Source organism: Denitrobacterium sp. (genome assembly GCF_056180635.1).
Genome location: NZ_JAZZJS010000091.1, coordinates 20,363 through 46,720, shown reverse-complemented (window position 1 = coordinate 46,720; position 26,358 = coordinate 20,363). Strand labels below are relative to the sequence as shown.

1 protein-coding gene (running past one end of the window) is annotated in these 26,358 nt (G+C 63.4%); it reads right to left on the bottom strand.

The features are described 5' to 3' along the window. Nucleotides 1–26,358, bottom strand: the 3' portion of a protein-coding gene (locus tag AC04P6_RS08695) for a BspA family leucine-rich repeat surface protein (RefSeq protein ID WP_475566232.1). 19,179 nt of this gene lie beyond the right edge of the window; the window shows 26,358 of its 45,537 coding nt (coding positions 19,180–45,537); the start codon falls outside the window, past its right edge; the stop codon is at nt 1–3.

The following is a 26,358-nucleotide window of genomic DNA, read 5'->3' as shown; positions in this document are numbered from 1 at the left end:
TCACCCGTCCCTTCGGGCGATTCTGCGGCGCGCGATGCACATCAGCACGAACGCGCCAATCACGAGAATGACAAGCCAAGCGAAATCGGCATCGCCGGTGCGCGGAAGCACATCGCCGGCGCCGTTTCCGTATCCTGCATAGCCAGCCTCGGCGGCGTAGTTGCCGAAGACGGGCTCGAAGATGGTATCGGCATCCATCGGGATGTTGAAGATGGCATCGGGGTCCTCGTAGTACGTTGTCACGCCATCGCGCGTCACGTACCAACCCTTCAGGTACCAGCCATCGTGCACGTCGATGGTCACGTCGTCGCGCGAAATCGTGAAGCCAGGCTCGATGTCGCGCGTGTGGAGCGTGACGTTGCCGCCGTCGTAGGTGCCCTGGTAAATCGGGTTGCCGTCCTCATCGTGGCCGATGACGCCAGCGTTGCCACCCAGGGATGCGGTATGCGTCTCAATGTCCCACACGCCGTAGAGCGTGATCTCGCCGTCGACGCCAGCCATGGCCGCAAGCAGGAACATCGCCGTGTTCGGGTCGTCGATGGACGCATCGGAAGGCAGCTTGCCGGACTTCTGGAACTCGAGCAGCGCCTCCATAAGCTGCTCGGGCGTGAAGTCGGGAACGGTCGCGCCTTCATGGAGCGCCCAGCCCAGGAACGTGCCGTTGCGACGCGTGAAGCCTTCCTCGGGAAGCTCGAAGCCCTCATCGCCGTAGACGTACTCGATGTCGTCCATCTTGCCCTCGGCAACATCGTCGTTGGGGTCGAAGGTGATGTGGTACGTATTGGGCACCCACACGGCCGTGAGCGTGCCGCCCTCGGCGGGAATCGTGTAGAGGTAGCCGGGATCCCAAACCCTGCCGTCCTCGTCTTCCCAGCCAGCGAGCGTGTAGCCATTGCGCGAGATGTCGTCGGCCGTAGGCAGCTCAATCACGCTGTCGGTGTCGCGGTCGGTGACGATGGGCTTGCGGTAATCGCTATCGATGGGCACCGTGCCGCCAGCCTTGGCAATAGCCGCGCCCTCTTCGCGTGCCGCCTTCTCCTCGACCGTCTCGTCCTCGGGAATCTCCTCTTCCTCAGCCGGCTCGGCTTCGGGGTCGGTCCAGATGCCGTTGTTCGGGTCGAGCGTGAACACGTTGCTGATGGCCTTGTAGTACAGGCGAAGCACCATCGTGCCGTCGCCGGCGATAATCGCGCGCGCCACGGTGACGTACTCGTTGCCCTCGGCGTCGGTAACCACCTCGCCATGAGGCACGTACTCATAGCCGGGGATGGCGATGTTGTCGGCATTGCGGTACGTGTAGCCCTCGACGTCTTCGTCGGCCCACGCCTCGTCGTCGGTGGTGCCCTCATGCTCGATGCGCTGCGTTTCTGCCCACGCCTCGTCGTTGATGATGATTGCGCCGTTCTCATCGTGCGGAATCGTGCCGTCGGCGGCCACGGGCACCAGGTTGCCATCGCCATCGATGACCCAGCGCTCGACGTAGTACTTGGTGTCGGTGTTCGCCACGTAGAAGAAGCGCAGGTGCGTGCTGCCGTCTCCCGCCAGGCTCGCGGTATCCAGGCCCGTGCCCACGTTGTTGCCATCAGCATCGGTCACGAACGTGTACTGCGGGTTGCCGTGCTCATCTGGAATCGGGTTGCCCTCTTCGTCCACCAGCAGCTTGGCGTATCCGGGCACGTAGGTGTAGCCAGGATAGTATCCATCGGGCTTCGCCGTGCTGGAAACCTCTTCGTCGGTAACCGCGCCCGCAGTCGGGTTCGGATGCTCCTGGTCGGCCAGCACCTCATGCGCGACGCCATTCACGTCGACCAGGTAATGGCTTACCTCGTAGTCGACGTCGTGACGTGCCGCCCAGATCGCGTAGAGCGTCGTGGAGGTGGTGGGCATCAGGAACATGCCGTCGGGCGTGATGAAGTACAGCGTCGGGTTGGTGTACGTGTAGCCACCCTCGGCGGTGCTGTCAGCGAAGACGATCAGCCAGGTACCCGTCGAGAAGCCGCCCATGCCCGTCTTGGTGTCGATGCCCGCGCCATGGAAGTTGTCCGCAGCGTCATCGAGACCGTCGGCCGTGGTAACGGAGATGTTTCCAATCGTCCTCGAGCCGTCGGGCACGTTCGACCAGCCGATGAAGTCATAGCCATCGCGGTGCACGTCGGCCGTGCCGGGCAGGCGGAAGGAGGACTCGCTGGAATGCTGGCTCTTCTTCGTGCCGTCGGACTGCTCGACGCCATCGGCGTTGGCGGAATGGTCGACCCACGTGCCAGCACCCGGATCGAGGATGAGCTCGATGGTGTCCCTGGCGATGTAGTACAGATTCAGCACCAGGCTGCCATCGTGGTAGATGTCGCCGTCGGTAACGCTCGTGTACGTGTTGCCAGCCGCGTCAGTGGCGGAAGTCACGAACACGTAGCCGATGAAGTCTTCGTTATAGGCGTAGCCCGCACGTGCCTCGCTCTCGTCATCAGAGAGAATCGTGGCGTAATGGCGCGTGTCGGACGGGCCAACGGTGGCGTCGACGCCCTGGATCATCGCATCGGTGATGACCTCCTTCAGGGTGCCGTCGCCGGTAATGCGCCAATGCTTCACGACGTAGGTGGTGAGGTCGCCTGCCGCGTAGTACAGCTTCAGCACCAGGGTTCCGTCGGGAGCGATATCCATGCGCGTAATCGACTCGTACACCGTGCCATCGGGAGCGGTGTAAGCCGTGCCAGCGGCGATGAAAGTGTAGCCGGCGATGGTGATGTTATCGGCATGGCGGTACGTGGTGGCCGCATCGAGCTCGTCGGCCCACGCCTCTTCATGCGTGATGCCCGCGTAGGCAACGCGGTTGGCGACCACCCAATCGGAGCCAGGCGCATGCGTGACGGGGTTGCCGTCGGTGCCATACGGAATCGTGCCGTCCTGGTTCAGGGCAACGGCCACGCCGTCGCCGGTGATAACCCAGCGCTCGACGTAGTACGGGGTATCGTCATTGGCCTTCCAGACCGCGTAGAGCGTAACGGGGGTCGCGCTGGGCACCGTGTACGTGCCGTTTGCGGCGGTGAATTCGGCGCCCGTTGTGGTGGCGTTACCCGTAAGCGCGGCAGCCGCATCGGCAGCGGTGCGCGACGGGATGCCCTCGCTCGTGCCAACGTTCACGCCACCCTGCGTGGGAATGGTCGTCCAGCCAACCAGCGTGTAGCCGGTGCGCGTCATATCGCCATTGCCGGGAAGCGCGAAGGTCTCGTCGGTCTTGTACGTACCCGACCAGGTATCTCCCGCATTCCAAGTGCCGCTGCCGGGAACGAGCGTAATGGCAACGTCGACGGGCTTGTAGTAGAGCACGAGCACCATGTTGCCGTCACCGTCGAGATTGTGGCGCGCGACCGTGGTGTAGCCCAGGTAGCTATTGCCGCGCGTGACGTACGCGTAACCCTCGACCGCGATGTTGTCGGCATGGCGGTACGTGACCGTGGAGTCAAGCGCGTCGGCCCAGGCTTCCTCGTCGGTGGTGCCGGTGTAGGCAACGCGCTGGGTAACCGCCCATGCGGCGTCATGCGAAACGACGTTATTGGAAGCGTCGCGGTCGATGGTTCCGTCGGCCTTCAGCGGAATGGCAACGCCATCGCCGGTGATGATCCAGCGCTCGACGTAGTACGGGGTATCGGTGTTGGCGCGCCACACGGCGTAGAGCGTGACCTTGGCGTTGGTGGGCATCACGTACGTGCCATCAGCCGCGGTGAACACAGCGCCCGTATCGGAAGCGCGACCCGCGAGGGCAGCGGCCACGGCGGCGGCGTTGCGGCTTGCCCAACCGGTGGATTCCGTCACCGATACGCTGGCGCCAGACACGTTAACGGTCGGTTGCGTGGTCCAGCCAACGAGCGTGTAGCCATCGCGCGTGATGGCATCGGCGCCCGTACCGTTGGGCAGCACGTGCGAGGAATCGCTCGAGTAATGGTAGGTCTTGCTGCCAGCCCAGCTGGAATCGCTGCCACCCACGAGCTCGAGCTCATTGGTGAAGGATCCGTCGGGCTGCATGGCGGGCTTGTAGTAGAGCACCAGGTGCAGGCTGCCGTCGGCCAGAATCTCGCCCTGGGCCACCGTGGTGAAGCCCAGGTAGCTCTGGCCGTGGGCGATGTACTGGTAACCGGCGACGTTCTTGATGTCGTTGTTGGTGTAAGGCAGCGAATCGGTGCCTGTGAAGTCGGCCAGCGCCGTCTCGTGCGGCACGCCCTGCGTATACGTGACGCGATTGTCAGTGGCATACGTGCCGCTATGCGTGCGCACCACCAGGCCATTGGCATCGCGGTCGACCACAGGCGTCTTGCCGTCGGGGCCGAGCTTCATCTGAACGGCGGTGCCGTCTTCCAGAATGATCCAATATTCAACGGTGTAGGTGACGTCGTTGGCGCGCCACACCGCGTACAGCGTGACGTTTTCGTTGGTGGGAACCGTGAAGGCAGCACCCTGGGCGGTGAAGGCAACGCCACGTGCGCCGAAGTTCGGGGCGAGCGTGCTATCGGAATTCAGCGCCTGAGCCAGCGTTGCGGCGGTACGGGAATCCTCGCCCGTGCTGGTGTTCACCGAAATGGCAGTTCCGCCAGCAGGCGTAACCGTGGGTTCGGTGGTCCAGCCCACGAGCGTGTAGCCTTCGCGCGTGATGTTGGAGCCGGTGGGCAGGTTGTACACTTCGTCGGTTGCGTAGTCGACGCTGGTGTCGAAGCCGTCAGCCCACGTACCGGAACCACCCTCGTAGGTAATGGTATTGACGATTGCCTTCCACACCGCGTACAGCGTGATGTTCTGGTTCGTGGTGGGAACGAGGTACGCGCCACCCTTCGCGGTGTAGGCCACGCCGAATTCGGCCGCCTTAGCATCGGTGTATACCAGGTCAACAGCCAGGTCGGCGGCGGTGCGCGAGTTATCGCCCGTGCTCGTGTGCACGGCGATGGGGCTGCCGCCGGCAGGCGTTACCGTGGGCTCGGCGGACCAGCCGATGAATTCGTAGCCGGTACGGCTGAGGTCGCCGGCATCGGGCGTGAGGAATTCCTCGTCGGTGCCGTATTCGCCGCTCTTGTTGCCGCCAGCCGCCCAGGTGCCGCTACCCGCGTCGAACGTAATCGTCTTGGTGACGGGCGCGTAGTACAGGTCGAGCACCGTGAGGATGCTGCCGTCGGCCGCCAGCTTGATCTTCAGGCGCGAGACGGTGGTGACGGTGGTGCTGGCCGCCGCGGCAACCGAATCGTCGACATGGGAAATGGTGCGCGTCGTGCCATTGGTCAGGTACTCGTAACCGGTGATGCTGTCATTGTCCTGCGTATACCACGGCTTAGTCGGATCGAGCGCGGCAACGTCGGCAATAGCGACTTCGCCCGTCACGCCGGTATGCGTCAGCGTTTCGATGGGATGCACCACGCCATTGCCGTCCACGTAGTAGCGGTTCACGGTGTACGGAGTATCATCGTTGGCACGCCACACGGCGTAGAGCACGCGCTCGGCGTTGGTGGGCATCAGGTACTCGATGGCATCAGCATCACGGAAGACGTACGACTTGCTCACGGGATCCCACGTAGCCACGAGCGTCCAGTTGGCGCCGCCATGAGCGAAATCGTTGCCCGTTGCGGAAGCAAGCCTGTTGGCCGTTTCCTGGGAGTTCAGGCCCTCGGCGGTGGAACCAGCGGCGTCGGTAGCCCAGCCCACCAGCGTATAGCCGGGACGCAGCACGTCATCATTGGTGGGAAGCACCGTGGTGCTCTGCGTGGTATGCGGGGTTACGGCCTTGCCCTCGCTGCCAGACTTCCAGCTTGCGGGAGCGTCGGTGGTGCCGCCCAGCTCGAGGCGCAGCGTGTTCTCGTTAGCGGAGTAGTACAGGAACAGCTCCAGCGGGTTTCCAAGCTCGCCCGAGATGCTGCCGGAAGAACTGGTGGTATACGGTTCGCCCTCGGCGTCGGTAACGCTCGTGCCATGCGGCAGATACGTGTAGCCGGCGACGTTGGTGTTGTCGTGCGTCACGTGAGCATTGGGCACATCGTCGTTGCCCTCGGCGTCGGCATGCTCGTCGGTCACGCCCACATGAACGATCCTGTTCAGGCCCGACTCCTCGCTGACCTCGTTGCCATTCTCGTCGATGGGAACGAGCACGCCATCGCCGGTTACCTTGTAGCGATAGACGTAGTATTCGGTATCGCTGTTGGCACGCCACACGGCGTAGAGCGTGACGCTGCGGTTCGTGGGCATCTGGTAGAGCGCCGTGCCGTTGGCCAGCGTGAAGTACGCGCCACCAGCAGCCGTGCCACCCGTCACGTCGTCGATGGCGTCGGCCATGTTCTGCGATTCGACGCCCGTGCTCTCGTTAACCGAGGAGCCGTTGTAGGTCGGATACGTCGTCCAGCCAACCAGCGTGTAGCCCGGGCGCGTGAAGTTATCGCCCGTGGGCAGCGCGAACTGCGAATCGGTAGAATGCAGCGCCGAGGTGCCCTGATCGCCCTCGGGCGACGCGTAGGTGCCTGCGACGAAGTTCAGGCTGTTGTTGTTGGCGCGCCATACCGCGTAGAGCTTCTGGCTCGTGGTGGGCATGGTGTAGCCCGGCGTGTAGAACGTGTAGGTGATGCCGTCGGGCGTGGTGGCCACGCGCGTGTAGTTCGCTCCGCCGTTCTGCGGGGTGTTGCCCGTGATCAGCGCCAGGGCGTCGGCAATGCTCTGGGAGCTATCGGCCGTCGCGGCCTTACCCGAAGGATCGGTGCTCCAGCCCACCAGCGTGTAGCCAGCGCGCGTGACGTCGGAATTGGTGGGCAGGTTGAAGGTCGACTCGGTCTGATGCGTCGTCGAGCTGTAGTCGACGGCACCCCAAGCACCCGCACCCGCATCGAGCTCGAGCGTCAGGTCGTCGGCTCGATAGTACAACGTGTAGCGCATCGTTCCATCGCCCGTGATGGTGGCGGTGGGCGTGAGCGTGCTCGTGCGCTGCACGCCAAGCGCATCCCTGAAGTTCGCGTTGAAGGTGTAGCCCACGAAGGCCGGGTAGTTGGCGGAGTTCACGCCAGACGCGCTCGTGTACGGGGTCAACGGGTAGACCTCGTCGGTAATGCCGGTGAGGGTATCGGTGATGGTCCCCTTCACGGCGCCCGTGCCGTCGATGCGCACATGGTCGACGTAGTAGGTAGTGTCGTCGTTGGCGCGCCACACGGCGTAGAGCGTCTGGTTTGCGGAAGGCACCAGGTAGGCGATGTCGGTCGCATACACGTACGCGCTACCGTTCCACGTGGCGACCAGCGTCCAGTGGGCGCCGCCCGCGTAGAACGCGTCACCCGTGACGCCCGCGAGCGTGCTTGCAACGGTCTGCGAGTTGCGGCCCGTGGCCGAAGCGCCGTCGCTGCTGCGCGCCCAGCCCACCAGCGTGTAGCCAGCACGCGTAACGGCATCGTAGGCGGGCAGCTGAATTTCCTGCTCGACGCGGAAGGTCTTCGGGTTGGTGCCGTTCCAGCTGGCACCCGCGGCGGTGGAGGTATCCCACGCACCCGCGCCGGTGTTCAGCGTGATCTGCACCTCGTTAGCCAGGTAGTACAGCGTGAACGTGACGCCGCCGGTGGTGAAGCCGACGTAATCCCATGCGTACGTGGTAACGTCGCCGCCATTGATGGTGACGTTCCAGCCAGTCACGCCGTAGGCATTCAGGCCATGGGCCAGATAGGTGTAGCCGGTAATGGCGTTCGCGATAGACGGGGTCGCATCCGCAGCGCCGTCGCGGCTCGTGACGCCCGTGCTGTTCAGATAGCCATATTCATCCGCTCCGCTTACGGGGGCGCTGTCGGCATGGACAATCGTGTCAGCCCAGGTCTGGTAGACGTTCGAGGAAACTTCCACGACGTCGCCCTCGCCCGTTACCTTCTTCACCACGATGGTGTAGTCAATCAGGATGGGGCTCCACACGGCGTAGAGCGTGCGCGCGGTGGTGGGCATCAGGTACGTCGCGCCATCCAGGAAGAAGACCTTGTTGTACGTGCCCGTGATGAGCGCGTTCTGGCCATTCAGGTACGTGATGATGTCGAAGGCGTTCTTGCCGGTAGCCTCATTCACGTCAATCGTCTCGCCATTCACGGTGACGCTCTGATACGTGGTCCAGCCAACCAGCTCGTAGCCCGTGCGCGTGACCTGGCCCGCCGTGGGCAGCGCGAAGGTGTCGTCGGCGGCATGGTTCTGCGTGAACGTGCCGTTGGGAGAAAGCGAGCCAGACTCGTAGGTGAGCACGAGCGTATTGGCGCGGTAGTACAGGCGCAGAAGCAGCGTGCCGTCGCCGTTCACATTGCCACGCGAGGTGGTGGTAACGGTCTTGCCCTCGATGGTGTAGCTCTGGTCGTGGCCCAGGTATGTATAGCCCTCGATGGCGATCGCGTCGTTCACCAGGTTGTAGCCAAGCTCCTCGGTAGAGGGAACGGCACCCTGGCTCGCGCCTTCGGGAACCACGCCATCGGCATACGCCATGGCGTCGGTGCGGCCGGTGTGCTGCTTGCGGTAGGTCTCCCACAGCGTAGGATCGGCAGCCACCGCCTCGGGCGTGGTCACGATGAGAGCGCCATTCGCATCGCGCATCACGTTGCCGTTGGCATCGAGCGGCGAAAGCGTGCCATCGCCATTCAGCAGCCAACGCTCGACGAAGTACGTCGTGTCGGAACGCGGCGTGTAGTACAGGTTCAGCACGAGCGAGCCATCGGCGGTGATTTCCGCGTTCTGGATCGTGGTAACCGTGTGCAGCACGCCGTTGTTGTCCTTGTAGGTAAACGAGGCGGTATCGGCCAGGAAGTCGTAGCCGTTCCAGTTGAAGACCTTCGTGCCGCTCTCCTGGTCCCTAGCCGCCAGAGTCGTGTCATTGGCGGGCTTCGCAGCCTCCTGCGCGGTGGTGCCGGTATCGCCCGTGGTGCGATAGCTCCACACGACCTCGGTGGTGCCGTCGCCGTGGATCTTCACATGATTGACCTTGTAGTAGCTGGGCAGCGCCTTCCAATGCGCGTAGAGGGTGATGGCGCCGATGGGCGTGGAGTACGTGCCGCCGGCAGCCACCACGACGTCGCCGCCGATTTCGGTGGTGAAGCCGTCGAGCTCGTAGCCCGCACGCGTGAGCTGCGTCTTGGTGGGCATCACGAGCGACGTGCCGGAAGACAGGCGTCCCTGCCACACATCGTCGGCGAAGGTGAGCTTGCCATCGCCCGCATAGGCGCCCGAGGTAGCCCAGGTGCCGCTATTGGGCATGATCTTCACGGTGAAGGTGCTGGGCAGGTAGAACATGCTGAACACTGCCGAGCCGTCGCGCTCGATGGAGCCCGTGACCGTGGTGCCCTCGTAGGTGGGATTGTACGTCGCGTTCGGCGTGCCGCCCTGAACGTCGACGTTGTCCTGGTTGTCGTCGCTCTTGTAGGTGTAAGGCGTCGCGCTGGTGTCGTACACCCAGGACACGCCCGCGACCACGTTAACCGCGGCATCGGCGTAGCCCGTGTAGGAAATCAGGTAGCCCTTGTAGGTATCGAGGTCGGCGTCAACATCGTCCTTCGTGACGGTGCTTCCGTTGTGAATCACATCAACGCCGTTGGCATCGACCAGGTAGGTCCTGCCATCACCGTCAACGCGGTAACGCGCTACGTAGTACGTGACTTCCGTCGCGGTGAAGATGAAGTTGAGGACGGTGCTGCCGTCGGCCGCCACGATTGCGGTGCCATCGGTTTCGAAGGGCATGCCCGTGCCGTAGTTGCCAACGTTGGTGCCAGGCGCCACCCAGGTGTAACCGAGCACCTTGTAGGTGTCAGCTTCGAGGTTCGCGCCGGTAAGCGAGCCATCGTAGGTGCCCACGGGGCTCTGGGCCGGGGAAACCGACTCGTCGGCAACGCCGTCATGGTAGACCTTCGTGCCCGTGTATTCCATGGTGCCGTCGCCCTTGATGCGATACACGGCCACGGAGTAATCGGTGTCGTTGGTGGTGATCCACACGGCATAGAGCGTGTCGTTCTCCACGCCCATCGGGAACGTCGTGGTGTACAGCAGGCCAGCGGCGGCCAGGGCGTCCTTCAGCGCGTTGGCGCGATAGCCCTTGGCGTCGGCCACGGTAACGGTCTCGCCGCTGTAGGTGCCGCTCGCGAACGTGAAGCTCGATTCGGTCGTCCAGCCGGCCAGCGTGTAGCCATCGCGCGTGACGTCAGAGGCCACGGGAAGCGTCACGGTGCTCTCGGCCTTCACGGTGGAGGGCATCGAGTACGTGGAAGCCGTCGACTTGCTGCCGTACGTGCCCAGGTCGAAGTCGAGCGTGAGGTTGTCGGCCTCGTACACCAGAATCAGCGTCAGACTGCCATCGGCGGCGATGACGCCCGTGAACACGGTCGCCTTCGCGATGCCGTTCGAGCCGGTCTTGTTGAAGCTCGCGTTGAAGGTGTAGCCGGTGAAGGCGCTGTAGTCGATGGTGTAGTTGCCCGAAGGAGCCCAGCTCTCGCCTGCCGCGTAGTTCAGGTGACGGTACACGGAACCGGTGCCGTCGCCAGCAACCTCGCTCTGGCCCCTGTTCACAATGGCCGTGTAGCTCGTGAGGATGTCCGCGCCGGAAACCGTGATCGTATTGGTCTTCGACCCGTTCACCGTGAACGCATCGAGGGCCTCGATCCTCTGGTCGCCCGTGTACTTCCAGTACTCCACCTTGAACGTCGCCACGTCCGGCGTGTAGAGGAGCACGAACTTGGACGTGCCGTTGCCGGCGATCTTCACCGTGATGGTGGCGGCGGTGGCGTAGGCCGTGCTGTACGTGCCAACCGTCAGGTCGTTCTTCATCTTGTAGCCGGCGATGACCGCATAGCCACCCGTAATCGAGTAGCCCGTATGGGCGCCGGTGGTGATGTCGCCCTCGGCGCTGAGCGTGATCGTGGTATCGGTGGTGGCCGTGCCAACCACATCGGTGGCGATCTTGGTGGTGTACTGACCCGTGGGATCGAGGTACCAGCGCTCGACGACGAATGCCGTCGTGTCGTTAGCCACGTAGAAGAGCTTCAGCACGAGCGGGTTGGCCTCGCTGATGTTGCCCGTGAGATGCGTGGTGTAGGCCGTTGCGGTGGGCGTGCCATCGACGACGCCGCCAACCGTGACGATATAGCCAGCGAGGTCGGCATCCGTGAAGCCGTAGATGGAGGAGCCGTCGCCCACCAGCGTGTAGCCCGCCCAAGCGGATTCGCTGTTCACGTTATGCGGCGTTGCCGTGGCGGTGGTGTCGGTGATGCCGCTGAGATTGTCGGTGTTCACCTTCGTGATGACGATGTTGCCCGCAGCATCCTTCACTACCTTGTAATGCTCCACCGTGTAGGCGGTGGTAATGGGCTTGTACACCGCGTAGAGCGTGATGGCATCGAGCGCGTTAGCCGGGAACACGTATTCGGAACCCGGGGCGAGCAGCAGGTCGCCCAGGCTGTCGGCGTAGGTAATCGCCGCCTGGCCGGAGCGCTCGGGGTCCTTCGCGCCAGCATCGGTGGTCCAGCCAACCAGCGTGTAGCCGGGGCGATCGACCGCGTTGGCGCCGGGAAGCGTGGTCTTGTATTCGGTGGCGTGGTCGGTGTCGACCTTGTTGCCCACGGTACCATCGGTCCAGGTTGCGGGAAGCGTAGACCATTCTGTGCCCGCATCCAGCGTGAACGTGTAGCCGTTCGGCGCATAGTAGAGCGTGATGATCAGCTTCGGGTTGCTGGCCACGATTTTGCCGGTGCCAGGAGCCCACGTGCCCGTCTGGTTGTTGCCGCTGGTCTTGGTAACGCTACCAACGGTAACTACGTCGTCGTACGTCCAGCCCACGAAGGACGGATAGTTAGCGGCGGTGGTGCCCGAAGTGGACGTGTAGACTTCCGCAACGGCGGTGTCGTCGGTGATGCCCGTGAAGGTGTCGACGATAACCGTCTTCTCGTTGCCATTGCCATCGATGCGCACGTGACGCACGGTGTAGGTGGTGCTGTCGAGCGCATACCACACGGCGTAGAGCGTCGTGTCTTCCGTGCCCAGGTTGAAGGTGCCGGTGATAATGGCGCCAGCCGCGTTCAGGGCCTCGTAGATCGCGCGGGAGACGCTGCCTTCCGCAGTGTTCACCGTGTACGTTTCGCCTGCGTAATGAGCTGCGTCGTTCGCGAACGTGTAGTCGGACACCGCTGTCCAGCCCATGAACTGATAGCCGCTGCGGTCGACCACGTCGGAGCCGGGAAGCGGGTAGTTCGGGTAGTCGGCGCGCACGTTCTGCGAAGCGTACGACGGGTTGTACCAGCTGCCCGCGCCGATTTCCAGCGTGAGCGTGATTTCCTGGGACACGTAGTACAGGGCCAGCTCGGTGTAGTAATCGACGTCGGTGCCGCTCACGGAAACCGAGCCCAGAGGCGTGGTGCCCACGGTGTCGGAAAGGATGTTCTTCGAAGTCACGCCCGCCTCGTCGGTGTACGTGAACGTCGAGCTCCACGCGTAGGACGTGAAGTCATAGCCCTTCGTGGTGTCCTTGGTGAGGTACTTATCGGAATCGAGCACGCTCACCTGGCCATCGACCTTGCCGCTGCGCACTTCCTCGTACTCGCGCACGAGCGTTTCGGCGCCGGTCCACTTGTACCAACGCACCACGTAGTGCACCAGGTCGGCCTCGTAGAAGAGCTTCAGGGCCAACGTGGTGGTGGCGGAGATGTTGCCCTCCAGAATCTGCTGGTAGGGGTTGGTGCCATCGGTGATGCGCGCACCCGTGGTATCGAGCACGTAGCCGTCGGCATCGAGCTTGTAGCCCTCTTCGTCGGGCGAGGTGGTGTACTGGTGGTAGCCAGCGTACTTGCCCGAGGCGTTGGCCGGGTCGAACGTCGCCGTGGTGTCGGTGTAGCCGTAGAACGTCTGCGTGTCGGCCTTCACCATCGCGCCGTCGCCCCTATGCTTGTAGAACTCGACGACGTAGGCGGTGTTCTGGTTCGGCTCCCACGCAGCGTACATCGTGGTGGGAACGGTAGGCATGCTGATCACCGATGCCGCCGTGTAGTACGGCAGGTTCACGGTAGCGCCAGCGTAGGTAAACACCAGGTACTGGCCACTCGCATCGCTCTGGACGAGCTTCAGGAACTCGATGGCCCAGTTGCCAGCGAGCGAGGTGATGTCGGATGCCTTGAAGGTGCGCGTCTGTCCACCGTAGGTGATGTCAATCGTGTAGTCGTCGGCGTTGGCCGCGGTGGGCAGCTGCACCCAGCCGCGCAGCGTGTAGCCCGTGCGGCGGGTTTGACCGGCGGTGGGCAGCGTCACGGCGTCGCCAGCCATATGGTCGGCGGAAGGATCTTCGTTCGGATACCAGGAGTACGCTTCGCCCGTGCCCTTGTCGAACGTGAGGCGCATGCTGATGGCCCTGTAGTACAGCTTCAGCACGAGCGGGTCGCCCACGGCCGAAATGGTGCCGATGGCCACGGTGTAGTACTTGGTCTCGGCCGCGTCGCCCTTCTCGACGTACGTGCCGTGAGGCGCGAACTCGAAACCGGTGATGGCCACGTCGTCGGCCGTGTAATAGGTATGCGTGGCAGCATCCCAGCCAAGAGCCGCGGAATCGTTGTTAGCCTGCGCGTTAGCATTGGCATCGGTGTAGCTGGAATGCGAGATCCAGTAGGAGCTCACGTCGTCGGTGCCGTTCCAACTGTAATCGACCGTGCCGTCGGCCTTCACGGGAAGCAGCGTGCCATCGCCCGAAACCACCCAGCGCTCCACCGTGTAGGCGGTGCTCGCAGCCGTGTAGTACAGCTTCACATGCAGCACGCCCGCAGTGGCGTTGGCGGCATGGCCGGTGATGGTGCCGTCGTCGGTGTTGCCCGTCTCGCCGTAGGAGTACAGCGTCTCGCCGTTGTAGGAGATGCTCGAAGCGTACTCGTAACCCGCGATGACGTGCGCCGTGTAGTCGATGGGCGACTTCACGTTGGCCACGGTGCCAGTGGTACCGGTGGCCACCGCATCTTCGGAGGTCACATGCTCGAGCGTGCCGTCGCCGCGCAGCTTCCAGTATTCCACGACGTACGTGGAATCGGCCGGCGCCCACACCGCATAGAGCGTGGTGACTGCGGCGGTGGGCATCGTGAAGGAAAGCGTGCCCGTGGCGAGCAGGTCGTCATCGGCCGACGTGGCGCCCGAGGTGCGCGACCAGCCAACGAACGCGTAGCCGTAGCGGTACACGTCGTCGCTGCCAGCGAGCGTGATCACGGCTTCGGAGTTCGGGCCGGGCGTGGGCGTCTTGTCGCCGTCGGTCCACTGGCCGTCGGTGCCCAAATCGTACACGAGCGAACGCGACATGGCCTCGTAATAGAGGTTCAGCACCAGCGTGCCGGCTGCATTAACGATTCCCTCGTAACGCGTGGCGTACGTGCCGTCGTTGTAGCTCTTGCTGAACTTGTAGCCCAGCGTGTTGTACGTGGAGGAATCGTCGGGAACCACCTGGTTGTCATAGTAGTACGTCGCGGTGTTCGTGCCATCTTCGGAAACGTTCACCGTCGTGTCGGCGTAGCCCGTGCGCACGAGCGCGTTGCCCCAGGTTCCGGTCGTGGAATCGTAGACGACGTTCAGCGCCTCGCGCGTGCCGTTGCCGGTGATCTTCCAGTACATGACGGTATAGGCCGTATCGGCGTCCTGCGTGAAGTAGAGCTTCAGGGCGTCGGAGCCCGTGCCGGCCGCATTCACCTGAATCTGCGTGACGTTCAGCGTGAACGGGTCGGTGGTGTTGTTCTCATAGTAATGGTAGCCGCTCCAGGTGGTGTCGGTAGCCATGGCGCTCGTCCAGGTATCGACGCGCGCGGTACGCGTTTCCTGCGTGAGCGTGCTGGAAGCGGCCGTCTTGTCGGCGTTGAGCGCGTAACGGTAAATGGTGTAATTCACCAGGTTGGGCATCCACACCGCGTAGAGCGTGGTGTCGGCATGGGGCATCGTGAACTGGCCGCCCACCGCGTAGAAGCCATACGTGGCAGCGTCGCCGGAAAGCAGTGCGTAAAGCGCGATGGCCTCGTCGCCCACAGCCGTGTTCGTGGTCACGGTGGCGTTCACGTTGCCGCCAGTGCGCGAGCTCACGTAGCTCACGTCAACCTGCGCGCTCGTCGTCCAGCCAACCAGCGTATAGCCGGAACGCGTTACGTCGTTGGCCACGGGGAGCGGGGTTACCGTGTAGCCATACTGCGTCTCGGGCGAGCTGTCGCCAGCACCCGTCCAGGTGCCGCTGCCAGGCGCATAGGTGAGTTCGTAGACAATTGCGTGCAGGTAGATTTCCAGTACCAGATTGCCGTCGCCGGTAACCGTGCCGCGCGCGACGGAGGTAAACGACCTGCCACTCTGGCTCGTTACCGCAACCAGGTGGCCCAGGTACTCGTACCCGGCCGGCAGATTGGTGGTGAGGTTGTAGTAGACGTACCCCGTGGGAGCCACGGCGCCCGCAGCGGCATCGGCAACGATCTGCGTGCCGGTAGCCGCGGTGGTGTTCACGGAGTCGTACACCGAAAGCGTGCCATCGCCATCGAGCGTGTACACGTAAATCTTGTAGGCCACTTCCCTGGCCGTGAACACATGCACCAACTCGAGGGAGCCGTCACCGGCGATGGTGCCGGTCTCGATCGTGCGGTACGTGACGCCGTTGAAGGTGATTTCCTTGCTGCTGTTCAGCTCGAAGCCCGTGGGAACGACCGGCGTGGGCGTGACGCTCGTGCCGGTGGTGCCCCAATACGAGAGCGTATCGAGCTGCGTGATGGAGCCATCGCCATTCACCTGGAAGCGCACGACGTTGTACGGCGTATTGGTGTTGGCGCGCCATACCGCGTACAGCTTCGTTTCGGCGGCGGTGCCAACCGTGTACTCGACGCCCGGGTTGTACACCGCGTTGGTGGCGGCCTCATTGGTATCCCAGCCCAGGAACGTGTAGCCAGCGTAGTTGACGTTCACGGCGGTGGGCAGGTACGTCTTGGTGTCGCTGCGGTAGCTCGTGGAAGCCAGGTGCGCGTAACCGCTTGCCCACTCGGCGCCCGAAGCATTGGCCGGGTTCACGACCAGCACCAGCTTGCGGCCGGTATTGGCTTCGTAGTACAGGTTCAGCACCAGGCTGCCGTCGCCGGCAACCGTGCCCGCGATGACGCTGGGATAGGCTTCCTTGGTCTCGGGAGGCACGTAGGTGTAGCCAGCGATGGTGATGGGCGTCACCGTAACCTTCGCACCCGTAAGAGCGGTGGGCGTGTCGGTCTGCACCAGCTCGGCGTACGCCAGCGGATTGGCAACATCGTGATACTGACCCGGAATCTTCCAGTACTTGATGGTGTAGGTTACTTCCTCGGCGGTGAACAGCTGCACCAGCACGAGCTTAGAGCCGTGCGCGATCGTGGTGCCATCAGCCGCCAGCACGAAGCCGGTAACCGTGCCCGTGAGGTCGGCGGTGTAGGTGGTGGTAACGCCCGCGAGCTTGCCCGTGATGGTGCCGCCGTTGGCAACCGCCACATAGCCGACGGGGATGTCGTTGGTAGGCGCGGTGACCTGGCTATCGGTGGTAGCCGTAAGCTCCAGCGGGTCGAGGACGGTTATGGTGCCGTCGCCATTCAGCTGGTAGCGCAGCACGGTGTAGGCCGTATCGCCGGCCACGTAGAACAGGCGCAGCACGGTGGAGCCGTCGCCAGCCACGGTGCCTTCGGCCACCTCGCCAATGCCTTCGCCCTTGTAATTGGCGTAATACGCGTAGCCTTCCCAACCAGGCGTCGTGTTCGTGTCGATGGGCGTCGCGGTAACGGGGCGTCCGGTGGTGCCCGTCAAATGCTCGGTGGCGTACACGCTCACGTTGCCCTCGCCGTCAACCTTGTAATGCTCGACCGTGTAGGCCACATCGGAAAGCGCTCCGAATACGGCCTGGTAGGTAATGGGCTCGAAGACGCCGGTAACCGGGTTCTTCTGCGGCGTGATATGTTCGGGGGCGCGGCTGCCATCGGCGTAGAGCACGATCTGCTTGGTGGCCGCATCAATCCAGTAGAGGAATTCGTAGCCATCGGCCGCGGTCGCCAGCGCACCAGTGGGCGTGCCCGACGCCGGGGCAACGGTCTCGCTCGACTTGTTCACGGTGCCGCCGGTGCCAGCCGTGTACGAAATCGTCACGTCGCCAAGCTCGGCAAAGATGGCGGTGAACGCCTGCACCTGCTGCCATTCCGTAATGCCCAGGCCACTGAAGGTGGGAGCCCATGCTTCGGTGGAGCCAACCGTCACGCCGGCGGCGTTCTGCCAGCCCACGAAGTAGTAGCCGGGAAGCGCCGTTGCCGTGGCGCCCTGGGCATTGTCATCGTTCACCGAGGTGAGCGTCTCGGAACCGGGGGTAACCGTTCCGCCCGTGCCAGCCTGGTACACGATGGTAACCAGGTTGTCGTTGCTCACGTAATACAGGGTGAGCACGAGCGTGCCATCCGCCGCAATGACGCCGGTGGCGCTGGAGGCGGAAAGCGTGGGCGAATACGTCCAGCCGGAACGGCTGTAGAGCACGGTGCTCTGGCCAGAAGGCGTCCATACCGTAGAGTCAGCGGAATTCGCGACCACGTAGTTCGTGCCGTCGGCAACCACGGTTACGGTCCAGCCGGTCGTGCCCGTGGCGTTCATGTCGCCATAGCCGGAAACCTGGGCGAACGAGCCGTCGGAATCCTGGAAGAGATGCCTGATGACGTAACCCGTGTTGGTGGCGGGCTGAGTCTTCAGCGTGTACGTATGTGCCTCGAACAGACCAGTGGTCGCGTTGCGCGTGGGCACGAAGGAGAGCTCGGTGGAAACGAGCGCGCCCGTTTCGTCATACCAGCCCAGAATGGTGTAGCCCTGGGAGATATGGCCCTCGCTGCCCGCGGGCGTACCGGAAAGCGGGTTCACGCTTTCGGTGGAGCGGTTGACCCAAGCGGTCTGGGAATTCTCTACCGCGTAGGTGAACGTCACCTTGCCGTCCTCCGCGAATACCGCGTAGTACGTGGCCGTATGGTAGCGAGCGTCTTCGCTGCTAGGCGACACGCGCCAGGCGGCATCCCTGGAGACGATGTTGCCGTTCGCGTCGACCCAGTAGAGGAACGTGTAACCCGTAAACGGCGTGGCCGTGATGGTGTAGGGATAGCCAACGCCCGTCTGGACGTACACCTTGTTCACGTCGTCCCACACCAGGACTTCGCCGTAGATGGAGCTCACCCACTGGCTTGCGCCCTGATGCACGGTGTAGGTATCGCTGAACGACGGCACGTAGTAGTTACGCGGGTCGGTAACGGTGCCATCGGTCCAGGTAAGACCCGTGGCGCCTTCGGGGCCTTCCAGCTTGCCGTACGACCAGCTGCCAATCGTGCGCACTTCGTAATTGATCTGCACGGCGTCCTGCGCCCAATGCGCGAACAGCGTGATGTTGGTGGTGGGCATCGCGATGGATGCGCCCGCCGCATAGGCAACGCTACCATCGGCGGTAAGCGCCCAGCCATCGAGCACGTAACCGGCGCGTGTCACGTCGGAAGACGCGGGCAGCACCACGGTCGAGCCAGTGCGGCGCGTGAGCGGGTTGGTCACGCTGCCGTCGATCGTGCCACTGTTGCCGTCGAACGTGATGGTGTGGTACCAAGCCGTCCACATGGCCGTAAGCACCAGGCCGCCCGCGGGAATGCTGAGCGTGGAAAGGTCGCTTGCGCTATACACGGTGCCATCGCCCGCGCGCCAGCCCACGAACAGCCACTGCTCGGTGCCCGTGCCCTTGGGCAGGTCGACGCCGTCGACGTTGATGGTCGCACCCGAGAACGCGGGAACGGGAGAGCCCACGCGCTGGCCGGAGATGACCTGCTCGGCGAAATCGCCATGGTCACCGGGACGGTACACGACGTTCACCAGCTGCTCCCACAGCGCGGTGGCAGTAGAGGCGCCGTACGGAATGAGCTGTGCCAGGCCGTAATCGGCATCAGTGCCGTTCCAGGTGATGGTGCCCGAAAGAACGGTTCCGTCATCCTTGACGCTCGTCCACTTCCAGCCCTTCAGGCGCCAGCCAGCATTCTCGGTAACGCCGATGACCTGCGAAACGGGCTGACCGTACGTAACGGTAGCGGTGTAGATGTCCTGCACCACCGATCCACTGGTACGCGTATCATGCGTGAAGCCCGTGCCCTCGGAAAGCGCGCCGCCCGTCTCGTCGCCGCCATCCACGATCAGCGTGTAGCTGTTGGCTACCCACTTCGCGTAGAGCGTGAAGGAAGCGGTGGGGCTCGCAAGGGTGATGGCCTGCATATCCGCGTAGTCGGCACCCATGCCGTCGGCACGCGTGTTCCAGCCAGCGAAGGTGTAGCCATTCACGGCGAACGCATTCGGCGCGAGCTGCATGCCGTAGCCGTAGGCGAAGCCCTGAGCGGGCATGCTGCCCGTATGGGCGTCGGCGCCCACGGGCTCGTTCGCGTCGAACGTGATGGTGAAGTCGAGGTCGACCCAGCGCGCGATGAATACGAGCGGGGAATCGACCTTCAGGCCGGGCACCTGCGAAAGGTCGACCTGCTTGTAGATGGTTCCCGTGCCATTGCCGTCCGCGTCGGCGAGCTCCCAGCCGCCGAACGTCTTGGCGGGATTGCTGGATGCGGGGTAACCACCGAACGTGGGCACCGCATCGCCGGGCTGCACGTGGCCAAAGTAGCTCGTGCCCTCGTCGCCCTCGGTGAAGGTGCCATATTCGCCGTTGAGGTAGCTCACCGTGTAGCCAGCAGCCCATTTCGCCAGGAACACCGTGGGGCCGATGACCGTCCAGGCCTTGGCCTCCTCGATTGTGAGGTCGCGCTGGGCGGTGCCGCCCTGGCTCTCGTAGTAGACGGTCCAGCCAGCGAGGAAGTAATCGTTCGCAGGCGTGATGACCACGCTGTCGTAGTCGGCCCTATCGCCATACCAGACGGTCTGGCTATCGCTGCCGCCGATGGTGCCCTTCGTCATATCGCTGCTGGCGAACGTCACCGTCACGCGCTCGGCTTCCCAAACCGCATAGAAGTGCACGGTCGCGCCGTCGTGGTAATTCAGGTTGTCCATGTAACCCTGGGACGTGGTGCTGGTGAGCGTGCTATCGGAAGCGCCCTCGATGATCCAGCCAACCCAGTGGTTGCCCTCGCGCTTGAAGCGATTGGCGATGTTCACCTGCTCGCCATAGGCCACGGTGATGCTCTGGGGCAGGCCGCTGGAGGTATCGTAGTAGGCATCCCACACGTTGCCGTGGAATTCCACCTTGTAGGTGTAGGGCGTCCAGTGCGCGTAGAGAACCACGTCATAGTTGGGCATCGTGAAGGTATCGCCGAAACCGTAGACCTTCGCGCCGTTGGGCGAAAGCGCCCAACCGTCGAACGCGTAGCCATAGCGCCAGAGGTTGGTGGTGTCGCTCGAGCTCGCCGTGGTCACCGTGGCGCCGGTCTTGTACAGCACGCCTGAAGGCGGCTGGTTCACGCTACCGCGAACCGTATTGTTCGGGTCGTACGTGACGGTATGACCGATTTCGTTCCACATCGCGTAGAGCACGACGACGGTGCCGTCAACGTTGGCCAGGTTGATGACCGTCTCGGCGTCGGCGTAATTCGTGCCCGTGCCCGTGGAGGACGTGTTCCAGCCGTTGAAGGTGTAACCCTCGCGCTCGAAGCCGCCGGTCACCGGCGTCAGGGCGATGGGCTCGTTATAGGTGGCATCAAGCGGCTGGATGCCCGCCGACACGCTATCGGCGCCATTGCCGTTGAAGACGATGGTGTAGTTGATGGGCTCGAAGTATGCGTACCAGGTGGTACCCGTGAACCAGACGTCATCCGCGCCCTTGGTGGGAGCGAATACCGCATAGCGGCTCACCAACGCGCCGGAAGCGTCGCGCCAGCCGGCGAACCTGTAGCCAGCACGCGCGCTCGCGGTGGCGCCAAGCGGCTTGCCGTCGCCAGCATTGACCTTTTCGGAATCGGGCTCGATGGTGCCACTGCCTTCCTTAACCGCGTAATGCAGCACGGCCTCTTCGGGCGTGAACCACGCGTACAGAATGAGGGTCGTGATTTCGTCATCCGCATATCCCAAGGCCTCGGCCAGCATGGCGAACGTGTCGCCCTCATGCGCACGGTACTTCGAGAGGTCGCTTTGGTCGAACTCGTTGGAGTAGTACCAGCCGATGAAGTAGTAGCCCACATGCTCGGGGTCATCCACGGGAACGACGTCGCTGCTATCCCACGTGACGTCGTAACGTGTGGGAACGTACGTGCCCTCGCCCGTATCGTAGATCACGGTGTAGCGCAGCTGGGTCCAGCGCGCGTACAGCGTGGTGTTCGCGGCGAACAGCTCGATTACCTCGCCGGGGGCGAAGCTCACGGTGCCGTCCTTCTCGAGCGCCCAGCCATCGAAGCGATAGCCAGCGCGCACGACGTCGGAAGCTCCACGCAGCGTGTAATTGTTGCTGGAAGCAGTGTTGTACTCCTGCGTATCGGTGCTGGGCGTGCCAGGCACGGCCCAACCGCCACGCTCGACGTCGTCGGCATCCAGGAAGGAGTAGGTAACCTCGATGTCGCGCTTCCAATGCGCGGTGTAGACCACGCTGGACTCGCCAAACGCGTAGGTAAGGCCCGTCATGACGTTGCCGTCACCGTCGATCCACTCGACGAAGACCCAACGCACGCCGTCGGCATCCACGGCCGAACGCGGCGCGCCGCCCTCAACCGGGCCCGAGAACGTGACTTCCATGCCAGACGTCTTGCTCTCGTAATAGGTGCCTTCATCGCGATACGCCCAATCGCCGTGCTCGCCCGGAAGGAACGTCACGGAAAGCACCTGCGTCCACTGGGCGGTGAAGACGGTATCGCCCAGGATGACGATCTGCGCCGGGTTGGGCGTATGGCCCGTGGCCACCTGCACGCCATCGCGCGTCATCACGTAGGTCCACACGTCGAGCGCGTAGCCGCTGCCAGCATTCACCGTAACGGCTGCCGTGGAAGGCGTGGAACCGTAGAGCACCGTGAGGGTGTCAGCGGACACCGTGCCCTTGCCCATGTCGCTCGTGCCGAACGACACCGCATAGCCAACCGGGGTCCACTGCGCATACAGCAGCACGTCGGCGCCAGCCTGGGTCGTGAGGTTGGAAAGCGAGGCGCGGTCGCCGTAGACCACGGTGCCCGTAGCCGTCTTCCAACCTGCGAAGTGGTAACCGCTACGCGTGAATCCGTTGGCGGGAAGCGCCTGCTCGACGTTGTAGGTATAGGTGACGCTCGCCATGGAGCCCGTCGAGTCGTCGCAGTTCGGGCTGAAGCTCACCGTGTAGGTGATGGGCTTCCAATGCGCATAGAGCGTCGCGTTGCCCGTGGGCATCGTGTAGGTTGCACCCGGGACGTACGTGACCGCACCCTCGGCAAGCTCCGACCAGCCATCGAGCACGTAGCCGGTGCGCAGGAATGCGTTTGCAGCGGGCAGGTGCATGGTAGCGAACGCGTTCAGCGGGAACTGGAGCGTGCCATTGGGCTTGAGGTTCGCGGAGTAAGCGGAAGAGGTGTTGTACGAACCGCCGTTGCCATCGATGGTAAGCGTGTAAGCCGCGACCTCCCAATACGCGTACAGCGTGACCTTGCCACCCGACGCGCCCGTGAGGTTCTTCACGGACTGCCCGTCGGTGTACAGGGTACCAGAGCCATCGGCGCCGGTGGTCCAGCCGCCGAACGTGTAGCCAGCGCGCGTGATGCCACCCGCAGCAGCGGTGGGAAGCGGCTGCTCGACGTCGTAGACGAATGCGATGTCATCGAGCGCACCCGTGCCGCCATTGACGTTGAAGCTCACCGTGAAGCCATGAGCCGTGAACACCGCGTAATAGGCGGTGGGGCTGCCCCATACCGAGTACACGCCGTTGGCTGCATCGTAGGGATCCTTGGTGGGCTTGAACGACGAGGACGTTTCCACGATATTGCCCGCAGCATCCATCCAGTACAGGAAGCTGTAGCCAGTACGTGCGTAGGCAGCGGAACCGGTTGCCTCGTTATCGGACACGGCCGCAATCGTCTCCGACGTACGGTTGACATAGCCGCCCGTGGTGATGGTCATCTGACCCGTGGTGGCATTGCGCGTAACGGCGGTGTAGGTGATCTTGCCCACTTCCTCGCGCCACCATGCGTAGATGGTGCCGATGGAGCCATTGGCGCTACCGCTGGCCACAACCGAGAACTGCGTGTTCGAGCTCACGGGCGAGGAATCATCGTCGGTGCCGATGTACCAGCCCACGAAGGTGTAGCCGGGCTTGGTGGGATCGGCGATGCCGTTCAGCAGGTCGGCCTGCGTCCAGCCAACGCCCGTGCGGCTCGCGATGACGCTGCCGCCCTGCGTGTCGTACACGAGCGTGTACGTATTGGCTTCCCAGATGGCATACAGGGTGGTGTTGCCCGTGAACATCGTCACGCTGGCGCCGGGAGCGTATCCCGCTGCACCCGTTGCGGAAAGGCCCCAACCGGCGAGCGTGTAGCCAGCGCGCGCAACGTCGGTGGCATCGGGAAGCACGACCGTATCGCCCGTGGTGGCGGTGCGCGCCGAAAGGTTCGAGGTGAGTGCGGTGCCGCCATTGGCGTCGAAGGTGAGCACCTGCTGGCTCTGCTCCCACTGCGCCGAGAAGTTCAGGTCAGCGGTAACCGTGGTGGGCAGCTCGGATACGATCCAGCCATTCGCATTGGCGAACGTGGCGTACGTCACGGAACCCACGGTCCACTTCCAGCCGAGGAACTTCCAGCCGGATTCCGCAGCAGGGTTGCCGAAGTTACGAGGATTCGTCTCGATGGTGTCGATGTACGTTTCGGTGCCGGTATTGCCCGTGGGGAACTGGTAGTTGCTCATGCTCGCGCCGTCGGCCACGTTGGTCCAGTACGTCACGTTTTCCACTTCGCCGAACGAGCCATGGTCGCCAGGCGAGTAACGCACGAGATACGAGCTCGTGGGCAGCCAGACGGCCGTGAACACCGTGTTGCCCCACACGTGCACGCGCGTGGGATCCTGCGTAATGTCGACTTTGACGGTTGCGCCATCAGCGGTCATCACGTACGACCAATGCGAGAACTTGTAGCCGCCGGCTGGCGAGGTGCCAGGTACGAGCGAACCGGAAATCACTTCGCCATACGCGACGCTGTACGGACCGGCGTACCCGCTGATGGAGCCATGGTCGCCCGCGGCAAACGTGACGGTGTACGACGTGGGAACCCAGGTCGCGTAGAGCGTCACCGTGGTGCCATCGCTGGAAAGGTTCATGACCGTGATCTTGCCGTCGGCGGTACCGTCGAACGCGTCGGTGTATACCGCAGCACCACCGGGCTCGGTAGCCCAGCCGGCGAAGGTGTGGCCCGCATACGAGAAGGCGTTATCGGAAAGGTTCTTCGCCTGATCGTAAGTATGCGTCTGGTTGGCCATCGTGCCCGTAGCACCCGAAGCGCCGGAGCGGAAGGCTACCTGGTACGTGGTGGGAACCCACTTGGCGTACAGCATGGCAACGGCATCCTGGGCGTAGGCCAGGTTATCCTCCACCAGCGCGCCATCCTCGTACAGCGTGCCCGTGCCGTTCGGGCCGGTGGTCCAGCCGCCGAACGTGTAGCCCGTGCGCGAGGCATTGGTGGCCATGGGCAGGCGGAACGCCGTGCCGTACGTGGCGGAGATATCGTCGATGGAGCCGCTTCCCTCGCCCATGTCGAAGCTCACCGTATAGGTGTTGGGGGCGAACGTGGCAATGAAGCTCATGGTGGCAGGCCAGAAGTTGCCGGTACGCGTGGGCGTGAATTCGGCACTCGCGCTCACCTGCGCACCCGAGGATGCATCGAGCCAGGCCACGAAATGATAGCCATTAACGGCAACCGCCGTGACCGTGGGGGCTTCGCCCGTGACGCGCGCAATGTAGGTGCCCCACGAAGTGGCGTTCACCTCGTCATGCGTGAACGAGCCGCCAGTCTGCACGCCGAAGCTCACCTTGGTTTCCAGTTCCTGCCAGTTGGCGAAGAGCGTGATGGGCAGGCCGTTGGCGGCGGAGAAGTCGTTCACCAGGTCGCCGGAGTAGAACCTGCGACCCGAGCCATCGGCATTTAGCGTCCAATACAGGAAGCTGTATCCGGGGCGATAGATGCCCGTGGTGGTACCGCCGCTCTCAATCTGGTAGTACACGCCGCGAGTAGCCGTGCCGTTGGCGATGGCGCCCTGTGCCTGCACCAAGTCGGCAGGTGTCGTGTTGCCCACGTAGGCGATGGTGTTGGCGTTCGGCTCGAAGATGGCCGTGAACGTCACCGCATGGTACGTGCCATCCCAGAATGCGATGTTGAACAGGTCGTTCGCACCAATGTAATCCTGGTTCTGGATGATGGTGTCGTTGACGTTGTTGATCCAGTAGGCAACGTGATAGCCCGTGTCGGCGATGGCCATGCCGCCGATGCCGAAACCGTCCTCGCTATGAGTGGGATTCAGAGCGTAAATGCTCTCGATTACCGACGTGTCGGCCGTGGCGCCATCGTAGTTACGCGAAACGACGCCGTTGGTGCCCGCGACGTACGTGATGTCCACGTAGCCGGCAATCCACTTCGCGATGACCTTCACGGCAACGGCGTTGTCGTCGTAGCCTTCGCCATCCTCGATATCCAGCAGGTAGGCACGCAGGGCCATGTACTGGGTATCCGCCTCGAGCTTCACGTCGAAGTTGCTGCCATCAATCGTGTAGTACCAGCCCTGGAAAACGTAACCAGGCTTCGTGGGCTCAACCACCACGCCATCTACCTTGGGGAACAGGTTGTCCTGGTCCCACTTGATGCCGGTGCTGGCCGCGATGGAGGGCGTGCCGCCATCGGTGTCGAAATTCAGAACGAAGTTACCGCGCGGCGCCCAGTGAGCGTAGAGCGTCTGGACGGCAGTCGTGTAGGTGTTGCCGCCCGACTCGTACGTCTCGCCTTCCACGCAGGGCGGGGTAAGGCCGTCGTTCAGCCAACGCAGACGGTAGATCGTGCCGGCTTCGTAGTAGTCGCCAGTGCCGTCGGCATTGGTATACCAACCCACGATGTCGTAACCACGTGCGTAATACCAGTCGTTCAGCGCGGGAATGGCGATATCGTCGCCCGCGTCGCCCAGGTAGTTGCTGTAGCTATCATGGCCGCTGCGCAGATGCGCCGCCGGATTATTCGGGTCGTAGATGATCTTGGAATGCTGGATGGGAGCCCACTGCGCGTACAGCGTGGTGTACTCGCCAAACATGTCGCTCGTGGGCGTATAGGTCGCGCCCGCCTCATACTCGTCGCCCGAGCCATTGGCGGCCGTGTTCCACCAGCGCAGGCGGTAACCAGTCCACTCGAAGACCTTCACCACGGCATCCTGCGAGTACACGGGCATGGTGTATTCGAAGCCGAAGGGCAGGAAGAC